This window comes from Streptomyces sp. NPDC052682, from assembly GCF_040678435.1.
Taxonomy (GTDB): domain Bacteria; phylum Actinomycetota; class Actinomycetes; order Streptomycetales; family Streptomycetaceae; genus Streptomyces.
Map to the genome: position 1 here is coordinate 242,816 of NZ_JBFATS010000012.1, position 20,183 is coordinate 262,998.

At 70.5% G+C, this 20,183-nt stretch carries 20 protein-coding genes; 17 read left to right on the forward strand and 3 right to left on the reverse strand.

Going from position 1 to position 20,183, the window contains the following annotated elements:
• Nucleotides 1–11: 11 nt before the first annotated feature.
• From egtA to AB0K80_RS21160, 5 genes are all read left to right on the forward strand, one after another.
• Nucleotides 12–1,334: an ergothioneine biosynthesis glutamate--cysteine ligase EgtA gene (gene egtA / locus AB0K80_RS21140; protein ID WP_365671806.1), complete on the forward strand. Its 1,323-nt coding sequence runs from the start codon at nt 12–14 to the stop codon at nt 1,332–1,334.
• Nucleotides 1,331–2,680, forward strand: a complete 1,350-nt coding sequence (gene egtB / locus AB0K80_RS21145) for an ergothioneine biosynthesis protein EgtB (protein WP_365671808.1) — start codon at nt 1,331–1,333, stop codon at nt 2,678–2,680. The genes egtA and egtB overlap by 4 nt, the downstream gene beginning before the upstream one ends.
• A complete protein-coding gene (gene egtC, locus AB0K80_RS21150) occupies nt 2,680–3,501 on the forward strand; it encodes an ergothioneine biosynthesis protein EgtC (RefSeq protein WP_365671810.1) in 822 nt (273 codons plus the stop codon). The genes egtB and egtC overlap by 1 nt, the downstream gene beginning before the upstream one ends.
• Nucleotides 3,498–4,460: an L-histidine N(alpha)-methyltransferase gene (gene egtD, locus AB0K80_RS21155; RefSeq protein ID WP_365671813.1), complete on the forward strand. Its 963-nt coding sequence runs from the start codon at nt 3,498–3,500 to the stop codon at nt 4,458–4,460. Before egtC ends, egtD begins: the two co-directional genes overlap by 4 nt.
• A 164-nt stretch (nt 4,461–4,624) precedes the next feature.
• Entirely contained in the window at nt 4,625–4,840 is a 216-nt protein-coding gene (locus AB0K80_RS21160) for a dodecin (protein ID WP_365671815.1), read from the forward strand.
• Nucleotides 4,841–4,932: 92 nt separating this feature from the next.
• On the opposite strand, the gene AB0K80_RS21165 is transcribed toward AB0K80_RS21160, so the two are convergent.
• Nucleotides 4,933–5,424, reverse strand: a complete 492-nt coding sequence (locus AB0K80_RS21165; protein ID WP_365671816.1) for a hypothetical protein — start codon at nt 5,422–5,424, stop codon at nt 4,933–4,935.
• 376 nt (nt 5,425–5,800) lie between these two features.
• Here AB0K80_RS21165 and AB0K80_RS21170 point away from each other — a divergent pair, with 376 nt between their 5' ends.
• The 6 genes from AB0K80_RS21170 to AB0K80_RS21195 all read left to right on the forward strand — a co-directional run bounded on the left by AB0K80_RS21170 (nt 5,801) and on the right by AB0K80_RS21195 (nt 10,718).
• Nucleotides 5,801–6,187, forward strand: a complete 387-nt coding sequence (locus AB0K80_RS21170; protein ID WP_365671818.1) for a DUF485 domain-containing protein — start codon at nt 5,801–5,803, stop codon at nt 6,185–6,187.
• A complete protein-coding gene (locus tag AB0K80_RS21175; protein WP_365671819.1) occupies nt 6,181–7,782 on the forward strand; it encodes a cation acetate symporter in 1,602 nt (533 codons plus the stop codon). Before AB0K80_RS21170 ends, AB0K80_RS21175 begins: the two co-directional genes overlap by 7 nt.
• A 59-nt stretch (nt 7,783–7,841) precedes the next feature.
• Nucleotides 7,842–8,249 (forward strand): (2Fe-2S) ferredoxin domain-containing protein, encoded by a 408-nt coding sequence (locus AB0K80_RS21180; protein ID WP_365671821.1) that lies wholly within the window; start codon nt 7,842–7,844, stop codon nt 8,247–8,249.
• Nucleotides 8,250–8,311: 62 nt separating this feature from the next.
• Nucleotides 8,312–8,482 (forward strand): 50S ribosomal protein L32, encoded by a 171-nt coding sequence (gene rpmF, locus AB0K80_RS21185; protein ID WP_031120085.1) that lies wholly within the window; start codon nt 8,312–8,314, stop codon nt 8,480–8,482.
• A 6-nt stretch (nt 8,483–8,488) separates the two neighbouring features.
• A complete protein-coding gene (locus AB0K80_RS21190; RefSeq protein WP_365671823.1) occupies nt 8,489–9,667 on the forward strand; it encodes a GTP-binding protein in 1,179 nt (392 codons plus the stop codon).
• Nucleotides 9,668–9,710: 43 nt separating this feature from the next.
• A complete protein-coding gene (locus AB0K80_RS21195; RefSeq protein ID WP_365671825.1) occupies nt 9,711–10,718 on the forward strand; it encodes an LLM class flavin-dependent oxidoreductase in 1,008 nt (335 codons plus the stop codon).
• 106 nt (nt 10,719–10,824) lie between these two features.
• Here the strand turns inward: AB0K80_RS21195 and AB0K80_RS21200 are convergent, their stop codons facing one another.
• Nucleotides 10,825–11,931, reverse strand: a complete 1,107-nt coding sequence (locus AB0K80_RS21200; RefSeq protein ID WP_365671828.1) for an alanine racemase — start codon at nt 11,929–11,931, stop codon at nt 10,825–10,827.
• A gap of 659 nt (nt 11,932–12,590) precedes the next feature.
• Nucleotides 12,591–13,250: a GntR family transcriptional regulator gene (locus AB0K80_RS21205; protein ID WP_365671830.1), complete on the reverse strand. Its 660-nt coding sequence runs from the start codon at nt 13,248–13,250 to the stop codon at nt 12,591–12,593.
• A 215-nt stretch (nt 13,251–13,465) separates the two neighbouring features.
• Between AB0K80_RS21205 and AB0K80_RS21210 the strand changes: the two genes are divergently transcribed.
• From AB0K80_RS21210 to AB0K80_RS21235, 6 genes are all read left to right on the forward strand, one after another.
• Nucleotides 13,466–14,146, forward strand: coding sequence for a haloacid dehalogenase type II (locus AB0K80_RS21210; protein WP_365671832.1), 681 nt, complete (start codon nt 13,466–13,468; stop codon nt 14,144–14,146).
• 50 nt (nt 14,147–14,196) lie between these two features.
• Nucleotides 14,197–14,682: a RidA family protein gene (locus AB0K80_RS21215; RefSeq protein WP_365671833.1), complete on the forward strand. Its 486-nt coding sequence runs from the start codon at nt 14,197–14,199 to the stop codon at nt 14,680–14,682.
• A 610-nt stretch (nt 14,683–15,292) separates the two neighbouring features.
• On the forward strand, nt 15,293–16,648 hold the full coding sequence (locus AB0K80_RS21220; protein WP_365671835.1) for an FAD-dependent oxidoreductase: 1,356 nt from the start codon (nt 15,293–15,295) through the stop codon (nt 16,646–16,648).
• A 19-nt stretch (nt 16,649–16,667) separates the two neighbouring features.
• Nucleotides 16,668–17,813, forward strand: a complete 1,146-nt coding sequence (solA, locus tag AB0K80_RS21225; protein ID WP_365671837.1) for an N-methyl-L-tryptophan oxidase — start codon at nt 16,668–16,670, stop codon at nt 17,811–17,813.
• Between the two features lie 310 nt (nt 17,814–18,123).
• Nucleotides 18,124–18,858: an SDR family NAD(P)-dependent oxidoreductase gene (locus AB0K80_RS21230; protein ID WP_365671839.1), complete on the forward strand. Its 735-nt coding sequence runs from the start codon at nt 18,124–18,126 to the stop codon at nt 18,856–18,858.
• Nucleotides 18,859–19,049: 191 nt separating this feature from the next.
• Nucleotides 19,050–20,006, forward strand: a complete 957-nt coding sequence (locus AB0K80_RS21235) for an ABC transporter substrate-binding protein (protein ID WP_365671842.1) — start codon at nt 19,050–19,052, stop codon at nt 20,004–20,006.
• The last annotated feature ends 177 nt before the right edge of the window (nt 20,007–20,183 follow it).

A 20,183-nucleotide genomic window follows, 5' to 3' on the forward strand; every position in this document is an offset into this window, starting at 1 on the left:
AGGATCCCGACATGTCAGAACCATCGACCGCCCCGGCGGGTGGCTGTACCGAGCCGCCCACCGCCCTGTCGGAGACCGAGGCCGAGGCCCTCGTCCGGGGCATCTGCTTCAAGACCGGACCGCCCCGCCGCCTCGGAGTCGAGGTGGAATGGCTCGTCCACGAGCTGCGCACCCCGCAGCTCCCCGTGACACCCGAGCGACTCGAAGCGGCCTACGCCGCCCTGCGGACCGTGCCCCTGAGGTCGGCGCTCACCGTCGAGCCCGGCGGCCAGCTGGAGCTCAGCTCACCGCCCGCCGCCTCCCTGACGGAGTGCATCGGTACCGTCCGCGCCGACCTCGACGCCGTCCGCGCGGTCCTGCGCGAGGACGATCTGGCGCTCGCCGGCATCGGCCACGACCCCTGGCACCCGCCGCGCCGGTTCCTGCGCGAGCCGCGCTACGACGCCATGGAGGCCTGCCTCGACCGCACCGGCCCGGCCGGCCGCGCCATGATGTGCACCTCGGCCTCCGTGCAGGTGTGCCTGGACGCCGGGTACGAGGAACCCGGCCCGCTCGGCCACGTACGGCGCTGGTGGCTGGCCCACCTGCTGGGCCCGGTCCTGGTGGCCGCGTTCGCCCACTCGCCGATGGCCGAACGCCGGCCGACCGGCTGGGTCTCCACCCGCCAGTTGCGCTGGGCGCAGATCGGCGCCGGCCGGGCGGGCGGCCCCGTGCTGGACGCCGACCCGCGCGGCGCCTGGGCCCGGCACGTGCTGGACGCCCCGGTGATGTGCGTACGGCAGGACAGCGGGGCGTGGCAGGTGCCGCGGGGGCTGACCTTCCGGGAGTGGACCAGGTCGCGGGCGCCCAGGCCGCCCACCCGTGAGGACCTGGACTACCACCTGACGACCCTGTTCCCGCCGGTCAGACCGCGCGGTCATCTGGAGCTGCGCATGATCGACGCGCAGCCCGGCGACGACGGCTGGATCGTGCCGCTGGCCGTGACGACGGCCCTGTTCGACGACCCGGAGGCCGCCGAGACCGCCTACCGGGCCGTGAAACCGCTCGCCGAGCGGGCCCACGGGCACACCGCGCCGCACAACCCGCTGTGGACGGACGCGGCCCGCTACGGCCTGGCCGACCCCGAACTGCGCGAGGTCGCCGTCCTCTGTTTCACGGCCGCCCTGGCGGCGCTGCCGCGGCTCGGCGCGACCGCCGCGGTCACGGACGCCGTCTCGGCGTACCGGGACCGCTACGTCGCCCGGGGCCGCTGTCCCGCCGACGACCTGCTGGACCGGCTGCGCGGTGCGCACCGCCCCGGGAAGCCCACGCACGGGAAGGACTTCCGCCCATGACTGATCCCCTGACCGATTCCCTGACCGATCCCGCCCCCGGCTCGGACGCCGCGTCCCTGCGCGAGCGCGCGCTGGCCACGCTCGTCACCGCCCGCGCGCGCACCACCCTGCTGACCAGCTGCGTCGACGACCCCGACCTGACCGCCCAGCACTCGCCGCTGATGTCCCCCCTGGTGTGGGACCTCGCCCACATCGGCAACCAGGAGGAGCAGTGGCTGCTGCGGGCCGTCGCCGGGCAGGAGGCGATACGCCCGGAGATCGACAGCCTCTACGACGCCTTCGAGCACCCGCGTGCCGAGCGGCCGAAGCTGCCGCTGCTGCCGCCGGACGAGGCCCGGGCGTACGCGGCCGACGTCCGCACTCGGGTGCTGGACGTGCTGGAGAGCCACGCGTTCGGCGGGACGCGGCTGACCGAGGCCGGTTTCGCCTTCGGGATGATCGCCCAGCACGAGCAGCAGCACGACGAGACGATGCTGATCACCCACCAGCTCCGCAAGGGCCCGCAGGCGCTGACCGCCCCGGACCCGGAGCCGGTGCCGTTGTTCACCGGCCCGTCCGAGGTGCTGGTGCCCGGGGGCCCCTTCACCATGGGCACCTCCGACGAGCCCTGGGCGCTGGACAACGAGCGCCCCGCGCACCGGCGCGAGGTGGCCGCCTTCCACATCGACACCACTCCGGTGACGAACGCCGCGTACCAGGCGTTCATCGACGACGGCGGCTACGACGACCCGCGCTGGTGGGCGCCGCAGGGCTGGGCGCACATCCGCCGGCACGGGATCACGGCGCCCCTGTTCTGGCGCCGCGACGGCCGGCAGTGGCTGCGGCGCCGCTTCGGCGTCACCGAGGTCGTCCCGCCGGACGAGCCGGTGCTGCACGTGTGCTGGTACGAGGCCGACGCCTACGCCCGCTGGGCCGGGCGCCGGCTGCCCACGGAGGCCGAGTGGGAGAAGGCAGCGCGCTACGACCCGTCCTCCGGGCGCTCGATGCGCTACCCGTGGGGCGACGCCGACCCGGCGCCGGAGCACGCCAACCTCGGGCAGCGGCACCTGCGTCCGGCACCCGCCGGGAGCTACCCGGCCGGTGAGTCGCCGCTCGGCGTGCGCCAGCTGATCGGCGACGTGTGGGAGTGGACGGCGAGCGACTTCCTGCCGTATCCGGGCTTCCGGGCGTTCCCGTACAAGGAGTACTCGGAGGTGTTCTTCGGGCCCGAGTACAAGGTGCTGCGCGGCGGTTCGTTCGCCGTGGACCCGGTGGCCTGCCGGGGCACGTTCCGCAACTGGGACTACCCGATCCGCCGGCAGATCTTCTCCGGCTTCCGCACGGCCCGCTCGGCGGAGGCCGCCTGATGTGCCGTCACCTCGCCTACGTGGGCCCCGAGGAGCCGCTGGGCCGGCTGCTCGTGGAGCCGGCACACGGTCTGTACCGCCAGTCCTGGGCGCCCAGGCGGCAGCGGTACGGGACGGTCAACGCCGACGGCTTCGGAGTGGGCTGGTACGCCGAGGGCGACCCGCTGCCCGCCCGCTACCGGCGGGCCGGGCCGATCTGGGCGGATCTGTCCTTCGCGGACCTGGCCCGGGTCGTGCGCACCACCGCGCTGCTGGCCGCCGTACGGGACGCGACGCTGTCGGGCGCCGACGCGGAGGCCGCCGCGGCCCCGTTCGCCGCGGGGACCTGGCTGTTCAGCCACAACGGGGCGGTACCGGGCTGGCCCGGCTCACTGGCCCCGCTGGCCCGGACCCTGCCTGCGCAGGACCTGCTGTCGCTGGAGGCCCGCAACGACTCCGCGTTCGTGTGGGCCCTGGTCCTGGCCCGGCTGCGGGCCGGCGACGAGCAGGGGCAGGCCCTCGCCGACACGGTGCTGGAGGTCGCCGCGGCGGCCCCGGACGCCCGGCTGAACCTGCTCCTCACCGACGGTCACACCGTCACGGCGACCGCCTGGGGCGACACCCTCTGGCACCTGACAAGGCCCGGCGCCGGCACCGTCGTGGCCTCCGAGCCCTACGACGACGACCCGCACTGGCGGGAGGTGCCCGACCGGACCCTCCTCACGGCGAACGGCACGGAGGTGCTGCTGACGCCGCTGAAGGAACCTGCGGACCGGACACCCCCGCTCGACGACCCCGGCGACACCCTCGCACCGGGACCCGCGAAGGAGCACCACACGTGAGCCCGTTCCACCTCACCCGGATCCTCCCCGAGGACGCCACCGAGGCCGCCCTGCGCGCCGACGTCCGGCGGGGCCTGACCGCCCGTCCCAAGACGCTGCCGCCGAAGTGGTTCTACGACGCGCACGGCAGCGAGCTGTTCGAGCGGATCACCGAACTGCCCGAGTACTACCCGACGCGCGCCGAGCGGGAGATCCTCCTCGCCCGGTCCGGCGAGATCGCCGCCGCCACCGGCGCCCGCACCCTGATCGAGCTGGGCTCCGGCTCCTCCGAGAAGACCCGGCACCTGCTCGACGCGCTGAGCGGGCTGCACACCTACGTCCCGGTGGACGTCAGCGGCAGCGCCCTCAGCCAGGCCGGGCAGGCGCTCGCCGCCGAGCGGCCGGGGCTCGACGTGCACGCGCTGATCGCCGACTTCACCGCCGAGCTCACCCTGCCGCAGACGCCGGGTCCCCGGCTGGTGGCGTTCCTCGGCGGCACCATCGGCAACCTGCTGCCGCAGGAGCGCGCCGCGTTCCTGGCCTCCGTACGCGCTCTGCTGGCGCCGGGCGACGCCCTGCTGCTCGGCACCGACCTGGTGAAGGACGAGCAGGTCCTGGTGCGGGCGTACGACGACGCGGCCGGGGTGACGGCCGCGTTCAACAAGAACGTGCTGGCCGTGATCAACCGGGAGCTGGGCGCCGACTTCGAGCCGGACGCCTTCGACCACGTGGCGCTGTGGGACGCCGAGCACGAGTGGATCGAGATGCGGCTGCGTTCCCTCACCGCGCAGACCGTGAAGGTCCCGGCGCTCGATCTGGCCGTCGACTTCGCCGCGGGTGAGGAGATGCGCACCGAGGTGTCGGCGAAGTTCCGGCAGGAGGGGGTGCGGGCGGAGCTGTTCGCGGCCGGGCTGGAGCCGGCGCACTGGTGGACCGACGAACAGGGCCGTTTCGCGCTGTCGCTCAGCCTGGCACGGTGACCGACCGGTCGCGCCGCGCCCTGGCGTGGGGCACGGTGGAGTGACGCGCGCCACATGCGTCACAGGGCTTCGTCCCGCGCGTACGGGTGACACAGCCGTCACGGAGAACATCCAGGGAGCACAGCGACACCTGCAACAGGGACAACAGGGAGAGGAGCACCCGCATGTCGGACCACATCTACCGGGTCACGGAGATCGTCGGCACGTCCCCGGACGGTGTCGACCAGGCCATCCGCAACGGGATCGAGCGGGCCTCGCAGACGCTGCGGAACCTGGACTGGTTCGAGGTGACCCAGGTGCGGGGCCAGCTGGAGAACGGGCAGATCGCGCACTGGCAGGTGGGCCTGAAGGTGGGCTTCCGGCTCGAGGAGACCGAGTGACGCACACCGGGTGACGCGCGCCGGGTGTCACGTCGGTGGGGCAGCCGAGGACCGTACGCGGGTGACGTGACGGCCTGCGTCACCCGCGCCGCTCAGGTCCGTCCCTCCCGCTCCTGCGCCACCTTCAGCTCGGCGGAGGGTGTCGCCCAGCGCGCCCGGACCACGGTGAAACCGGCCCGTTCGGCGTCCGCGCACACCAGCTCGTCGTCGTCGACCAGGACCCGGATCTCCCGGGTCCTGGCGAGGCGGCGCAGGATGTGCAGCTTGGTGAACCGGGCGGGCCTTCTGTCGTCGTCCCGCCGCATGTACAGCCGCCCCTCGGGCAGCCCCTGCGCGGCGAGCCAGTGAAGCGTGTCGTGCCGGCAGCGCTCGGGACGGCCGGTCAGGTAGACCACCTCGCACTCCCGGGCGGTCTCGCGCACCAGCGCGATGCCCTCCTCGAGGGGCGGGTCCTGCGGGGCGGCCGCGAAGAAGGCGTCCCAGTCCCGCGGCCTGCGCTGCAGGAACCCCTGCCGGTGGGCGGTGTCGGCGAGGGTGTTGTCCAGATCGAAGACGGCGAGCGGAGCCTTCCTGCTGTCGGTCACAGCACCCACCCTAGAGGCTCCGTGGCGCACCGCACCGAGCCGGAAGTGACCGAGACAGCCGGACGGAAAGAAATGGCCCGGACGGTATTCGGCCAACGGCGCGGACGATTCCGCATGCCGGTTGATAGGTCAACGACCTCGCTGCCATACTCCGGCTTCCGGCCTTCTCCCCACCCGCGGACGAAGGCACCGGGGATCACCACACAGACCCCCGAGGCCGCTCCACCGTGCAGCTGAAAAGCGAGCTTTTCGCCTGCGCGTATCCCCCACAAGCCCGCATCCCCCGTGTCCGGCTTCCGCACCCACCCGGGAGCCGGACGACCGTCGACTCGCAGGAGTCGAGTGCGCGGCATGACGCAGCGAAGAAGGTGCGCTCTTGCCCGAGTTCTCACCGTGGTCCGGCCACGCCGTCGGCCGGCCCGCCCGGAATGCCGAACCGGCCCCCTCTCCCCCGATATCCGGCGATCCCGAATTCCACGCGCTGCGCCGTGCCCACCGCAGGTTCGCAGCGGGCGCGGCCGTCCTGTCCGTCGGCGGTTTCCTGCTGTACGTCCTGCTGTCGAGTTTCGCCCCGGCCCTCATGAACCAGCCGCTTCTCGGTCACCTCACGCTCGGACTGGCCCTGGGTCTCGGGCAGTTCGCCGTGCTGGGGGTCACCGCCTGGTGCCACGTCCGGCACATGCGGACCCGGGTCGATCCGCTCGCCCGGGGCCTGCGGTCGCGTCTGCACCAGCGCCGGCCGAGGGGGTCGGGCACGTGGTGACGGTGTCCGCCGGTGTCGTCGACCGGGTCAGCCTCCAGCTGACGTTCGTGCTGTTCCTGTCGGTCGTGGTCGTCACGCTGTTCATGGCGCTGCTGACGGCGCCCCAGCGTGACGAGATCGGCGAGTTCTACCTCGGCAACCGCGCCATGTCGCCGCTGCGCAACGGACTGGCGATGTGCGGCGACTACCTGTCCGCCGCGACTTTGCTGGGCAGCACCGGACTGGTCGCCCTGACCGGGTACGACGGGCTGATGTACCTGGTCGGCACCACCGTCGCCTGGATGACGGTGCTGCTGCTGATCGCCGAACCGCTGCGCCGCGCCGGGAAGTTCACCCTCGGCGACACGGTGGCCCTGCGCCTGCCCCGGCAGCAGCGGCCGGTGCGGCTGGCGCTGGCGGTGTGCATCGTGGCCATCGCCACCCTCTACCTGGTGGCCCAGCTGGTCGGCAGTGTCGCGCTGCTGACCCAGTTCACCGGCGAACCCGGCGCCACCACGCGCACCTTGTGCGTGGTGGTGATCGGCACCATCGTCATCGTGTACGCCTCCATCGGCGGCATGCCCGGCGCCACCGTCATCCAGATCATCAAGGCCGTGATGCTGGTGCTGGGCGTGACGGTCACCGCGGCCCTGGTGCTGCACCGCTTCGACTGGAGCCCCGACGCCCTGCTCGGCGCGGCGTCCGACCGCAGCGGCTTCGGCCCCCGGTTCCTGGAACCCGGGCTGCGCTACGGCGGCAGCACCGCCAGCAAGCTGGACTTCTTCAGTCTGGAACTGGCCATCGTCCTCGGGCTCGCCGCGCTGCCGCACGTGCTCATGCGGCTGCTCGCGCCGCGCAGCAGCGGGGTGCTGCGCTCGTCCGTGGTGTGGGCCATGGGCCTGGTGGGCCTGGTCTGCCTGGCCGGCGGCGTGCTCGGGCTCGGCGCCACCGCCGTCGTCGGCCGTGACACCATCGCGAGCACGGACCGCAAGGGCGACGCGGCCGTCCTGCTGCTCGCCCACGAGCTGGGCGGCGGCCTCCTGACCGCCCTGCTGTCCTGCCTGGCCTTCGTCACCCTGCTCGCCGTCGCGGCCGGCCTCACCCTCGCGGCGGCCTCCTCGCTCGCGCACGACCTGTACGCCGAGGTGATCCGCAAGGGCCGGGCGAGCGAGCGGGAGGAGCTGACGGTGGCCCGTCTGGCGGCGGGGGTCATCGGCGTCCTGGGTATGCTGCTCGCCCTGGTGTCCTGGGGCGCGAACACCGCGACGCTGGCCTTCCTCGCCTTCGCCATCGCGGCCTCCGCGATCCTGCCGACGATCGTGTACACGCTGTTCTGGCGGCGGTTCACGGCGCGGGGCGCCCTGCTGAGCCTGTACGGCGGTCTGCTCACCTCGGTACTGCTCGTGGTGTTCTCCCCCGTGGTGTCCTCCACCCCGGCCTCGCTGTACCCGGATGCCGACTTCGCCTGGTTCCCCCTGCAGAACCCGGGCATCGTCTCCATCCCGGCGGGCTTCCTGCTCGGCTGGCTCGGCAGCGTGACCCGGCCTCAGGAGGAGGACGGGGCCGAGCAGTACGCGCGGTTCGAGGTGGAGATGCTGGTGGGCGCGGAGGACTGAGCCCCCGCACACCGCACCCCCGTGCCCGGCCGTGATCCCGTACCCCGCATGCTTGCCGCATGTCTCCTGCTACGTTCACGGTCGGCGCCGCCCGCTCACACCCCTGCACGCTCGTCGTCTGCCGGGGCTGCTGCTGCGGCAACTCCCGCAAGCACCCCGGCGCGGACCACGCCGGACAGGTGGAGCGGCTGCGCGCCGCGGCGGCCGAGCACGGCTTCCGGGTCCGTACGACGGACTGTCTCGGCCCGTGCGACCAGGCGAACGTGATCGTCGTGATGCCGTCCGCCGCGGGGCGCCGGGCCGGCGGGCGGGCCACCTGGGTCGGCTTCGCGATGACGGAGGACGGTACGGAGGACCTGGTGAGCTGGGTGGCGGCGGGCGGACCGGGCATCGCCCGGCCGCCCGTCGCGCTGGAGCTGCAGTTCATCCGCGCGCCACGTGGGGCACGCGCCCGCTCCCGCCGCTGAATTGCTCATGGGAACCATTTTCATATAGCGTCCTCGGTGCCGTCCGACCGAGGAGGATCACCATGGCCGTGCCCAAGCGGAAGATGTCCCGCAGCAACACCCGTCACCGCCGCGCCCAGTGGAAGGCCGCCACGCCCACGCTGGTGCCCGTCACGATCGACGGGGTGCGCCATCTCGTCCCCCAGCACCTGGTCAAGGCGTACGAGCGCGGGCTGCTGCGCCCCGAGGGCTGAGCGCGGATGTCCGACGAGCGACTGCCCATCACCGTGCTCTCCGGGTTCCTCGGGGCGGGCAAGACCACGCTGCTCAACCATGTGCTGACCAACCGTGCGGGCCTGCGGGTGGCGGTCATCGTCAACGACATGAGCGAGGTCAACATCGACGCGGCGCTGGTGCGCGGCGGCGAGGCCGCCCTGTCGCGGACCGAGGAACGCCTGGTGGAGATGACCAACGGCTGCATCTGCTGCACCCTGCGCGACGACCTGCTTCAGGAGGTGGACCGGCTGGCCCGCGAGGGCCGCTTCGACCATCTGCTGATCGAAAGCTCGGGCATCTCCGAGCCGCTGCCGGTCGCGGCCACGTTCTCCTTCGCCCGCGACGACGGCGCCATCCTGGGTGAGGTCGCCCTGCTGGACACCATGGTCACCGTGGTGGACGCCGCGAACTTCCTGGCGGAGCTGGACAGCGGAGACGATCTCGCCGAGCGTGGGCTGGCGCCGTACGAGGACGACGAGCGCACGGTGAGCGATCTCCTGGTCGACCAGGTGGAGTTCGCCGACGTGCTGGTGCTGAACAAGCTCGACCTGGTCGACGAGGCGGCGGCGGCCCGGCTGCGGGCGGCGCTGACCCGGCTCAACCCGGTCGCCCGGATCGTGCCGGCCGTGCACGGGCGGGTGGACCCGCGCCGGGTGCTCGGCACGCGCCTGTTCGACCTGGAGCGCGCCCAGCAGGCCCCCGGCTGGGTGCGGGAGCTCAACGGCGACCACGTGCCGGAGACCGAGGAGTACGGCATCTCCTCCACCGTCTTCCGCTCCGCACTGCCCTTCCACCCGGGCCGGTTGTGGAGCTTCGTGACCGAGGACCTGGACAGCGGGTCGTACGGGCGGATCCTGCGGTCCAAGGGCTTCTTCGTCCTGGCGAGCCGCCCGCACGTGACGGGGCTGTGGTCGCAGGCCGGGTCCGTCGCCCGGTTCGAGCCCTCCGCCGCCCGGGACCGTACCGCGGACGACGCCCAGGAGCTGGTGTTCATCGGCACCGGCCTCGACCGGGACGCCCTGCACACCGCGCTGACCGGCTGCCTGCTGCGGCCCGGTGAGAGCGTCCCGGCCGCCGACCCGTTCCCCGCCTGGGACACCCACGGCGCCGAGGACACCTGCGCGCACGAGCACACCGCGCAGCCGGCCCCGCACGCGCCCTGACGGCGGGGCGGAATCTCGCGGGCTCCCCGGTGTTGAACCCTGTATGAGCTCCGTGATCGCCGCGACCAGGTTCTCCGTCCTCGACCGCTCCCGCACCCGCGCGGGCCGCCCGCACGCCGAGGCCCTGCGCGACACCGTACGGCTCGCCCAGGAGCTGGAAGCGCTCGGTTACCACCGGTTCTGGGTCTCCGAGCACCACGGGGTGCCCGGGGTCGCGGGCTCGGCGCCGACCGTGCTGGCCGCCGCGGTGGCCGCCGCGACCCGGACCATCCGGGTCGGCACGGGCGGCGTGATGCTGCCCAACCACCAGCCGCTGGTGGTCGCCGAGCAGTTCGGGGTGCTGGAGTCGCTCTTCCCCGGGCGGATCGACATGGGGCTGGGCCGGTCGGTCGGCTTCACCGACGGGGTGCGCAGGGCGCTCGGGCGGGACAAGGGCGACGCGGAGGACTTCGCCGCGCAGCTGCGCGAACTGCTGGACTGGTTCGCGGGCACCTCGCCCACGGGCGTGCACGCGCGGCCCGCCGAGGGACTGACCGTGCCGCCGTTCGTGCTGGCCATGGGCGAGGGCGCGGCCATAGCGGCCCGGGCGGGCCTGCCGATGGTCATCGGCGACCTGCGCAACCGGGAGCGGATGCTGCGCGGCATCGACCGGTACCGCGCGGAGTTCCGGCCCTCCGCCTGGGCGGCCGAGCCGTACGTCGTGATCTCCGGGACGATCGCCGTGGCCGGCACCCCCGAACAGGCCCGGCGGCTGCTGGTCCCGGAAGCCTGGTCGATGGCGTACTCCCGCACCCACGGCACCTTCCCGCCGCTGGAGCCGGCCGAGCGTGTCGAGGCGCGCACGATGACGGCCAAGGAGCGCGACCTCTACGCGTCCGGGCTGACCGGGCACATCGCCGGTACGGAGGAACAGGTCGCGCACGAACTGGAGACGGTGCTGAAGGAGACGGGCGCGCAGGAGGTCCTGGTCACCACCAGCACGTACGACCGCGCGGCCCTGCTGGACTCCTACCGGCGGCTGGCGCGGATCGTGACGGGTCGACGGCCCTAGGGCGTGCCCCTTCGACGGGTTGGTCAGTTGCACAGCAGTCGGAGTGCCGAGACGTGCAATCCGGCCCGGGACCAATGCGGGGTGACCGTGAGCCGGCCGAGCACTGTCAGTTGAGGAATCCGCGGGCGTCGACCGGCCACCGCTGCAGCGACGTGCCCGTGCTGTCGGTGACGATCAGTTCCTCGAAATTGATGACGACCGGGCATACGTGGTTCGGTACCACTGGTACCACTGTGCCGACCTTGGGGCGGAACTCGCCGGCCGGCAGCGGGAGGAATCCGTGGTATTCGTTGAGCTTGGCCAGGACCGCCGTTGTGCCGGCCACGCCGCCGTAGCCGAGCTCGGGGCTGCCTTCACGACTGAGGGCTTTGGTTCCCACATCGAGGATGACCTGGTCGGGGACCCAGTCGCTGACCACGGTGCCAGCGACGAAGAGCGCGATCTGGTCGTTCGTGCAGGCGCCCAGCCGGGTGTTGTTCAGATCGCCGAAGACGTACTCGCCGGGACGGATTTCGGTGATCACGCTGCTGGTGGAGAATTCGACAGTGGGGGTGGAGCCGGCGCTGACCACCTGCGCGGTGACCCCGACGCCCTCCATGCTGCGTACTGCGGTGGTCAGCGCGGCCTCCTGGTCCCGCGCGGCGCGCTCGCGAGCGTCTCGGCCGGCGCTGCCGTGACCTGGATAGGTGAAGACGCCCACCGGCACCAGGCCGCGCTTGCGGGCGGCGAGCGCGAGGTCGCCCCCGAGCTCGGGCGGCGCCCCGGAACGACGGGCGCCACAGTCGACCTCGACCACGACCTCCAGCCGGTCGGGTTCGTCACCCATCGCGTCGGCGAGGGCCTCGATCGCCGCGACGTTGTCGACGCCGACCCGCAGCCGCGTGGACTCGGCGAGCCGGCGGATCCGGGTCCCCTTCGTTCCCGCGGGCCAGATCGGATAGGCGAGGAAGATGTCGTCGAACCCGGCTGCGGCGAAGACCTCGGCCTCACCGATATTGCCCGCGGTGATTCCGACCGCCCCGGCCCCGAGCTGGCGCCGCCCGATCTCCACACACTTGTGCGTCTTGACGTGTGGCCTGACGTCGAGGTTGTGCTGGGTGGCGAAGCCCTGCATGCGGTCGATGTTGTCCTGCATGACATCGACCAGCACGATCGGCGCGGGAGTGTCGATTCGCTCGACCAGAGCGTCGAGCGCTCGTTGGAGCCGGTTCACGCTGCCCTCCTTGTGGTTCTGTCCGAGGATGATCGAGGGGCGCGGGTAACGACTCCCCCCGGGCTGCCGAATGGCGCGCGGCCCGCGACATCGCGCTGCGGACACCGCCGTCGGCGCCCGCGCTGCAGCGGGCAGACCATCTGAATCCCGAACCGGGCTGGCGAGCGGCAGCCCGGCGACGCCCGATTGTCGTTTGTCGACGATATGAGCGCCTATTGAGGACTGTCAATAGCAATTCAGCTCGAGCCGCTGTGAACTCAGGGTGCGGCTCGATCCGTCTCCGTCTTGAGGGCGATTCCTGACGCTGCCTCGAGCGGCGAAGTCCGCACCGCGGCAACGTTCAGCAGCGAGTCTGTCTCCAGCGCGGGGCGTGACACACGAGGCCGCCCCGCTGGGTGCCGTGCGTCCGAGCTTGCGCTCTCGGCCTGCATGGACGCCGTCCCGGATCACTGGCGCGGCGCCCGGCATCAGTCGCCGGTGTCAGGACATCGACTTCAATCGGCTGCCCGCAAGAACTCTGCCCGTGGTCGCCCACTCGACTATTCGCCCGGAAGTCCTCACCCGAGATCCAGTACAAGATCCCGCCCGGCAGCGGGGCTTGATGCTGACGCTTCGCGCCTGCCGGCAGGGGCTGACGCATGCCGGGGCGTGCCTATCCCTTAATCTCCCGCCGGGGCGCTCAGCGCCACTTGGAAGTGGGCGGCCAGTTCCTGGCGGAAGGCGTCGGGGTCGCCTTCCAGGGCAACCGCAGCCAACCTCTCGTGCTCGACGACCAATTGCTGGGGGTCGTCGCTGTAAGTGCGATGGTCGACGCTGAGGTAGAGGCGCAGCTTGGTCTCCCAGCCATTCCACAGACTCTGCAGGATGCCGTGCCCCGAGAGGTCGTAGAACAGCCTGTGGAAGCGAAGGTGCGCATCGATGCTGGCCGGGATGTCGTCCTCCTCCATTGCCCGGCGGAGATCCTCGACGGTCTGCAGCAACCGCGGCCGCTCAGGACCGCGCAGCGCTTCAGCTGAGAGCTCGGCAGCGAACGGCTCGACACGCAGCCGAACCGAGTCGATCTCGGCGACCTCACGAGCACTCACCTCTACGACGAACGCCCCACGGAAGGGGATCTTGACGACGAGCCCCTCCTCCTCAAGCTTGGTCAGCGCCTCGCGCAGCGGGGACCGACTGATCCCGAGATCCGCGGCGATGTGAGCCTCGCGCAGTTGCCCACCAGGAGGTACGGTCCCGTCGAGGATGGCAGCACGCAGTGTGCGGTAGACGCCGTCCGGCGTCGTCATCCGCTGCTCCTGCCACTCGAACTTGTGATCCACTCCGTCGTCCTCCCTTGGCCGTTGTCGACCAGTCGTTTGTCGACTATACCTCCCTTGATCTTGCATCGACAATCAACTTGACTCTCCGCGACGGACCTCCCCGAGCACGGCATCATTGACAGCCGACCCCTACATAGTCGACAATCGACAGCGTTGGTCGACAATCGACCAGCGCGGCGGCTCAGGCTGCTCCGCTGAACGCGCTAGGAGGAACCGTGGGATTCGATGTCAAGCCCAAGTTCGTGACGTTCGACATGAACGGAACACTGATCAAGTTCAGCATCAACGACGCGATGCGTGAGGTCCTGGGCGACCGGCTGCCGGCCGAGGTCGCCGATGAGTACCTGCGGATCTGCAAGGCGTACCGGATCGACGAGTGCACGGGCGCGTACCAGCCGTTCCACCAGGTCGTCGCTCGTTCCATGGAGCGCGCCTCGCGCAGGGTCGGCCTCGAGTACCGCGAGGACGACGCGCGGGCGGTGTACGAGCGCATTCCCACCTGGGGCCCGTACCCCGGTGTCACCGAGGCGCTGAACCGTCTGGCCGAGGCAGTCCCGCTGGTCATCATCACCAACAGTGACACCGCACATGCCGTGCGCCTCGCTGAGAACCTCAAGGCCCCGTTCGAGGTCGTCATCAGCGCCGAGGAGATGGGCGTCTACAAGCCGCGACTCCAGGCGTTCGAGTACACGTTCGACAAGCTCGGCGTGACGCCCGACGAGATCGTGCACGTCTCCGCGAGCCCGATGTACGACCTGCGATCCGCGGCCAACCTGGGGATCAAGAACAAGGTGTACGTCGACCGCGGCTTCGAGCACGACGAGCACTGGCTCGGGTACGAGCGCATCACCGACATCGCCGACCTCCCCGTCCTCTTCGGCCTCCCGCGCCCCTGACGCCTGAGCGGAGAACTGAGAAAAATGATCCGACGCAAGGCGGTGGGGCCATGAGTCTGCCACTACCTCAGACCGTCAAGGGCGACTCGGCTTCGGAGAGGCTCCGAACCCTCGGACTGGAGCTTCCCGCCCTGGCCAATAACGCGTACTACGTGGACCACCGGGCGGTGGGCTCCACCATCCACATCTCGGGCCAGCTGCCTTTCAAGGACGGTGAGCTGCTGGGTCAGGGCGTTGTCGGCCGGGACGTGGAGCTGGAGACCGCGAAGGACCTCGCGCGCCACGCCGCGCTCAACTGCCTCGCCGCCGCTGTGCAGGCGGTGGGTGATCTGGACCGGGTCCGGATCGTGCAGATGCTGGTCTTCGTGGCCAGCACGCCGGACTTCGGTCTGCAGTCGCAGGTCGCCAACGCGGCCAGCCAACTGCTCATCGAGGTGCTGGGCGAGAACGGACGGCACGCCCGGACCGCTATCGGTGTCGCCGGGCTACCGCTCAACACTCCTGTGGAGATCCAAATGATCTGCACTGCGGTGTAGCGGCGAACCAATCACGACGAGCACGGCTGTGAACCGGCTCCCCCAGGTGGCTTCGCCACCGAGCGCGCGGCCTGGGTGTCAAGCTGACGCGTCAAGACGCACCCCTGCGCCGAGGTCGGTCGGCGCCAGGTCAAGGCGGGCGGCCGGCCGAGGTGACCCGTGTGTGGATCGGCGTCGAGAGCGTCGCGGTCATCGGCGCCCTCGCCGATGGGGACAACGCCGGTCGACTGAAGGCCGTGATCGAGGTCGACGTGGGAGTCTGTCGTTCCGAGGCACCTCCTGACGCGGTCACCGGCGACCTCGCGCTCGCCACCCGCAGGCGCGGTCATGCCCCGGTGGGGTCTTCGCCCACGCCGGGGCACCGCAGCTCCCCGCACCTGATGCCCGCCTGGTGCGGCGCCGGATCAGGACGCCGCGCTCGCCGTCACGGTGCACAGCCCAAGTGACCGCAAGGAGATCGCGACGCCGTCGCCCCTCACCGGGACGACCCTCCCTGTCGACGTGGCTGCACCGCCTCACAGCACCGGTCCACGCGGTTGCCCGACATAGAAGAAGGACACAGATGAACGCCCTTGCGACACACCCCCGGAACGGAGAGCTCGGCTTCTGGATGGCAGGACTGACCGACACGAGGCCGTCATTCCCCCGCTTCGCCGGCCAGGACCGCGTCGACGTGGCCATTGTCGGCGGCGGCTACACCGGCCTGTGGGCTGCGTACTTCGCCAAGAAGCTCGAACCGTCGCTCTCGGTCGCCGTCTTCGAGGCCGAACAGGTGGGCTACGGCGCATCAGGACGCAACGGTGGCTGGCTCTCGGCGATGCCGCCGGGAAACCGTGCCACTTTCGCCCGCGCCGGGGGAGGACTGGAGGCGAGCCGGGCACTGCAGCAGGAATTCGTCGCCGGTGTCGACTCCGTCCTGGACATCCTGCAGGCCGAGGGCATCGACGCCGATCAGCACAAGGGGGGCGCGCTCGTCGCCGCCCACACTCAGGCGGGCCTGGGCCGGCTTGTCGCCAGGCGTGATGCCGACCTGAAGTACGGGCTGGGCGACGACGAGGTCCACATGCTCGACGGGGACGAGTTCCGCAGCCGGATCAACATCTCCACCGTCCACGGCGGGCTCTTCTACAAGCACTGCGCGCGCCTCCACCCCGCGAAGCTCGTCTACGGCCTCGCCGACACCCTGACCTCCATGGGGGTGAGGATCTTCGAGGGCAGCCGAGTGGAGAGTGTCGCGAGCAGGACCCTCACCTTGGCCGGCGGACGTGTCACCGCGGCCAGGACGTTCATCTGCACCGAGGGCTATTCGGGGCAGCTGCTCGGCCGCCGGACCGTGATCCCGGTCAATTCCTCGTTGATCGTGACCAAGCCCCTGCCGGAGGAGGCATGGCAGCAGATCGGCTGGGACGGGCTGCAGTGCCTCAGCGACTCCGCGCACACGTTCATCTACGCCCAGCGGACATCGGACGGCCGTATCGCCATGGGGGGCCGCGGTGTCCCCTACCGCTTCGGGTCCGGCACAGGCGGAGCCGGTGCGACCGCCCAGTCCACCATCGAGCTGATCTCGCACAAGCTCAGTTCCTTCTTCCCCGGGATCGCATTCGAGGTGGACCACGCCTGGTCGGGAGTCCTGGGCGTCACGCGGGACTGGAACGGCGGCGTGCACTGGGACCCGGCATCCGGGGTCGGATCGTCCACCGGCTACGCGGGACACGGCGTGACGTCGGCCTATGTCGGCGGCAGGACTCTCGTGGAGCTCGCCTTCGAGAAGGAAACCGAACGGACCACCCTTCCCTGGGTCGGCTACCGGGCACGGAAGTGGGAACCGGAGCCCATCCGCTGGCTGGGCGTGCACGCCATGTACCGGCTCTTCGGCATCGCCGACCAGTGGGAAGAGCGCAGGGGTTCCAGCAAGACCTCACTTCTGGCCAGATTCGGCAGCAGACTCGCCGGGCTTCACGAGTAAACGAAAGGGAACTGCCCTCATGGACGCACAACTTGCAGTCATCGGCCTGGGCAGCATCGGAAGCATGGCCCTGTGGCAGGCTTCCCGACTGTCCGGCTCGGTAGTGGGCTTCGAAGCCGCCACTCCCGCCCACGGCCGCAGTGCCGTGGGCGGGGACACCCGCCTGTTCCGCATGGTCTACTTCGGGAAGCCCGACTACTACCCCCTCCTGGAACGCTCCCGCAGCCTCTGGGCCGAGCTCGAAGCCGAAACCGGGCAGGACATCCTCATACCCACCGGGGGGCTGTCCATCGGGACGGCGAACGGCCGCTACATCAACAGCCTCCTCGAGACAACGCGCCTCACCGGAGCCGAGTACTGCGTCCTCAGCCGGGAGGAGTTGGCGGAACGCTACCCCCAGCACAACCTCCGCCCCGACGACTGCGCCGTCTACGACCCCCGCGCCGGCGTTCTGCGCACCGACCGCGCCGTCAGCGCCGCCGTCGCGGCGGCCCAGGCGAACGGCGCCACCGTCCTTCAGAACACACCCGTGGACAGCATCACCGAAACCGACCACGGCGTGGTCGTCACCTCGGGCGACAGGACCTGGACGTTCGAGAAGGTCATCGTCGCCTCGGGCGGCTGGTCCCGAAGGCTCATGCCCGACCACCTCAAGGCCGTCACGGAAACCCATCGGATCGTCCTGACCTGGTTCCTCGCCCAGGACGGCAGGCAGTTCTCGCCGGAGAACTTCCCCGTCTTCAGCCGGCTGTACGACGATCGCTCCCTGTACGGCGCGCCCGCCGTCGACGGCGTGACGGTCAAGGCCTCGGTGGACGGACCTCTGGACGGGCGCGGAAGGGCAACCCCCGACCCGGACTCCATGCCCCGGGATCTCACCAGGGAAGAAGTCGAGAAGGTCACCGAGACCGTCACCGAATTCTTTCCCGGCCTGACCCCCACCATCGTGCGCTCCGACGCCTTCCCCGACCTTTTCACCGAGGACGGTCATCCCCTCCTCGGCTGGCTGGACGAGAACAGCAGGGTCTACTGCGCCACCGGGTTCTCCGGAAAGGGCTTCAAGATGGCCACCGGCTATGGGCAGATCGCCGCACACGAGGCGCTCGGCAAGCAGACCATCGACGGACTGGACTTCGTGCGTCCGGACCGGTTCAAGACCCGGTAGCCACCCACTCGCTGGGAAGGCCCGCCCCTCCCCAAGCTGCGCCCCCGCCCGGGTGTGCGTGGCGCACCACACCATGCGGGGCGCCGAGATGGTCGACAAACGACTATCTGGCGGCTATCTTGAGCCACCAAGCGGCAGCGAGAACGGCCCTAGATGGTCGACATACGACAATCTGCCGGTTACTTTGAGCCACTACGGGGCAGTCCGTCCACCCTGTTCCTCCCCGGCTTTCGACGCGGACACAGGCGTTCCTCGCCGCTCGTGACCGAGCCCGCGATCCTGCCGACCTCCCCCTGAAGGAGTGCCTGACATGAGACTCAAGAACGTCGCGGCCTTGGTGACCGGCGCCAGCAGCGGCATCGGGCAGGCGGTGAGTTCTCACTTCCGCCGCGAGGGCGCACGGCTGCTGCTCACCGGCCGCAAGGAGCAACTCGACACCGCCCAGCCCGACGACCTGTACGTCCCTGGAGACCTCAATGACGAGGCGTTCGTCGAGCACCTGGCCAAGCAGGCCGCCGAGTCCCTCGGCACCGTCGACGTCGTCGTCCTCAACCACGGTCTCCAGGCCAGCAGCCCGCTCACCGATATGCCCTACGACGACGCGAAGGACGTGCTCGACAGCAACCTGCTCAGCGCGTTCCTGGTGATGAAGCACTTCGCGCCGTTGATGCCCTCCGAAGGAGGCTCGTTCGTCTGTGTCAGTTCACGGCTCGGCATGGTCGGCAAGCCCGGGGAAGTCCTGTATTCCGCCGCCAAGGGAGGCCTCATCATGCTGGCCAAGGGGGCGGCGATCGAATGGGCCCCGCGCAACATCCGCGTCAACGTCGTCGCTCCAGGACTGACGGCCACCCCGATCATCGAAGCGGCGTTCCAGCGCAGCGCCGACCCCGAGGCCTACCGCCGCGAGCGCGAGACCCAGATCCCGCTCCAGCGCCTCGCCACCCCCGAAGAGATCGCCGACGCGGTCCTCTTCTTCGCGTCAGCGGAGTCGTCGTACGTCACCGGGGCGGTCCTCCCCGTCGACGGCGGATACACCGCCTTCTGAACACCCCCGCCTTCGCCGTACGTGAAGGTCGCGAACCGCAGGCCCGGTCGACGTGGTGAGCGAATGCCCTTCGGCACCCACGCGCAACGCCCAGTCCGACAAGTTCCGGTTCGCCCCAGCCACTTCCCCACAGTCACCCATCCGGGATCTGAGCCGGCCCAGCACTCTCCCCTTTTGTAAGGAGCAAACCCATGCGCATCACAAGAACCCTGAGCGTCCCCGTCATCACGACCGCCCTGGCCCTCGCGCTCGCCGCATGCGGATCGAGCGGCACTACGCAGGACGCAAAGCCGAAGAGCACGGCCCAGGGCGGGGGTTCCGGTGCGTCGGCCGAGCACACCGACGACATCTCGGTCGGTGTGAAGCCGGATGCGAAGGCGGTGAAGCTGCTGCCCGCGGCGGTGAAGGCCAAGGGCACGATCTCGGTGGCCATGGACCTGACCAGCCCGCCCACCACGTTCATGGCCTCGGACAACAAGACCCCGATCGGGTTCAACCCGGACATGTCCCGGCTGATCGCGGCGAAGCTCGGCCTGAAGCTGCAGATCAACAACGTCAAGTTCGACACCATCATCACCGGCCTGCAGGCCAACCGGTACGACTTCACCGCCTCCACCATGGGCGCCACGAAGGACCGGCTGAAGGTGCTCGACATGATCGACTACTTCAAGGCCGGGACCGGCGTGTCCGTCCCCTACGGCAATCCGCAGAAACTGGGCACCCACACGCTGTGCGGGCACCGCGTCGGTGTCATCTCCGGCAGCACCGCGGAGCTGCAGTGGCTGCCCCAGCTGTCCAAGCAGGACTGTACGAGCAAGGGCAAGCCGGCTATCAAGGCGGTGACCCTGCCCAACGTGAACGACGCTCTGACCCAGCTGGTGTCCAAGCGGATCGACGCGGTGATGTACGACTTCACCGGTCTTCAGTGGGCGGCCACGCAGCAGCCCAAGACGTTCGAGGTCCTCAAGCCCCTGGTGGCCACCAAGACCGTGGCCGTGGCGCTGAAGAAGGACTCTGCGCTGACTCCCGCGGTCAAGGCCGCCATCCAGTCGATCATCGACAGCCCCAAGTACGCCCAGGCGCTGGGCCGCTGGGGTTTCCAGGACCTCGGGATCAAGACCGCGGCCATGGCCGTCCCCCAGGACTGACAGGTCGACCGACATGATCGACACGACGATCAGGAGCCGACCGGTGTCCCCACTGGCGGCCGAGGAAAAGAAGCGGATCACACCGAAACGTCCGCGCGACTATGTCGCCTGGGTGGCCGCGATCGCGATCGTCGCCGGTCTGGTGTGGACCGCGGTGACGAACGAGAACTATCGCTG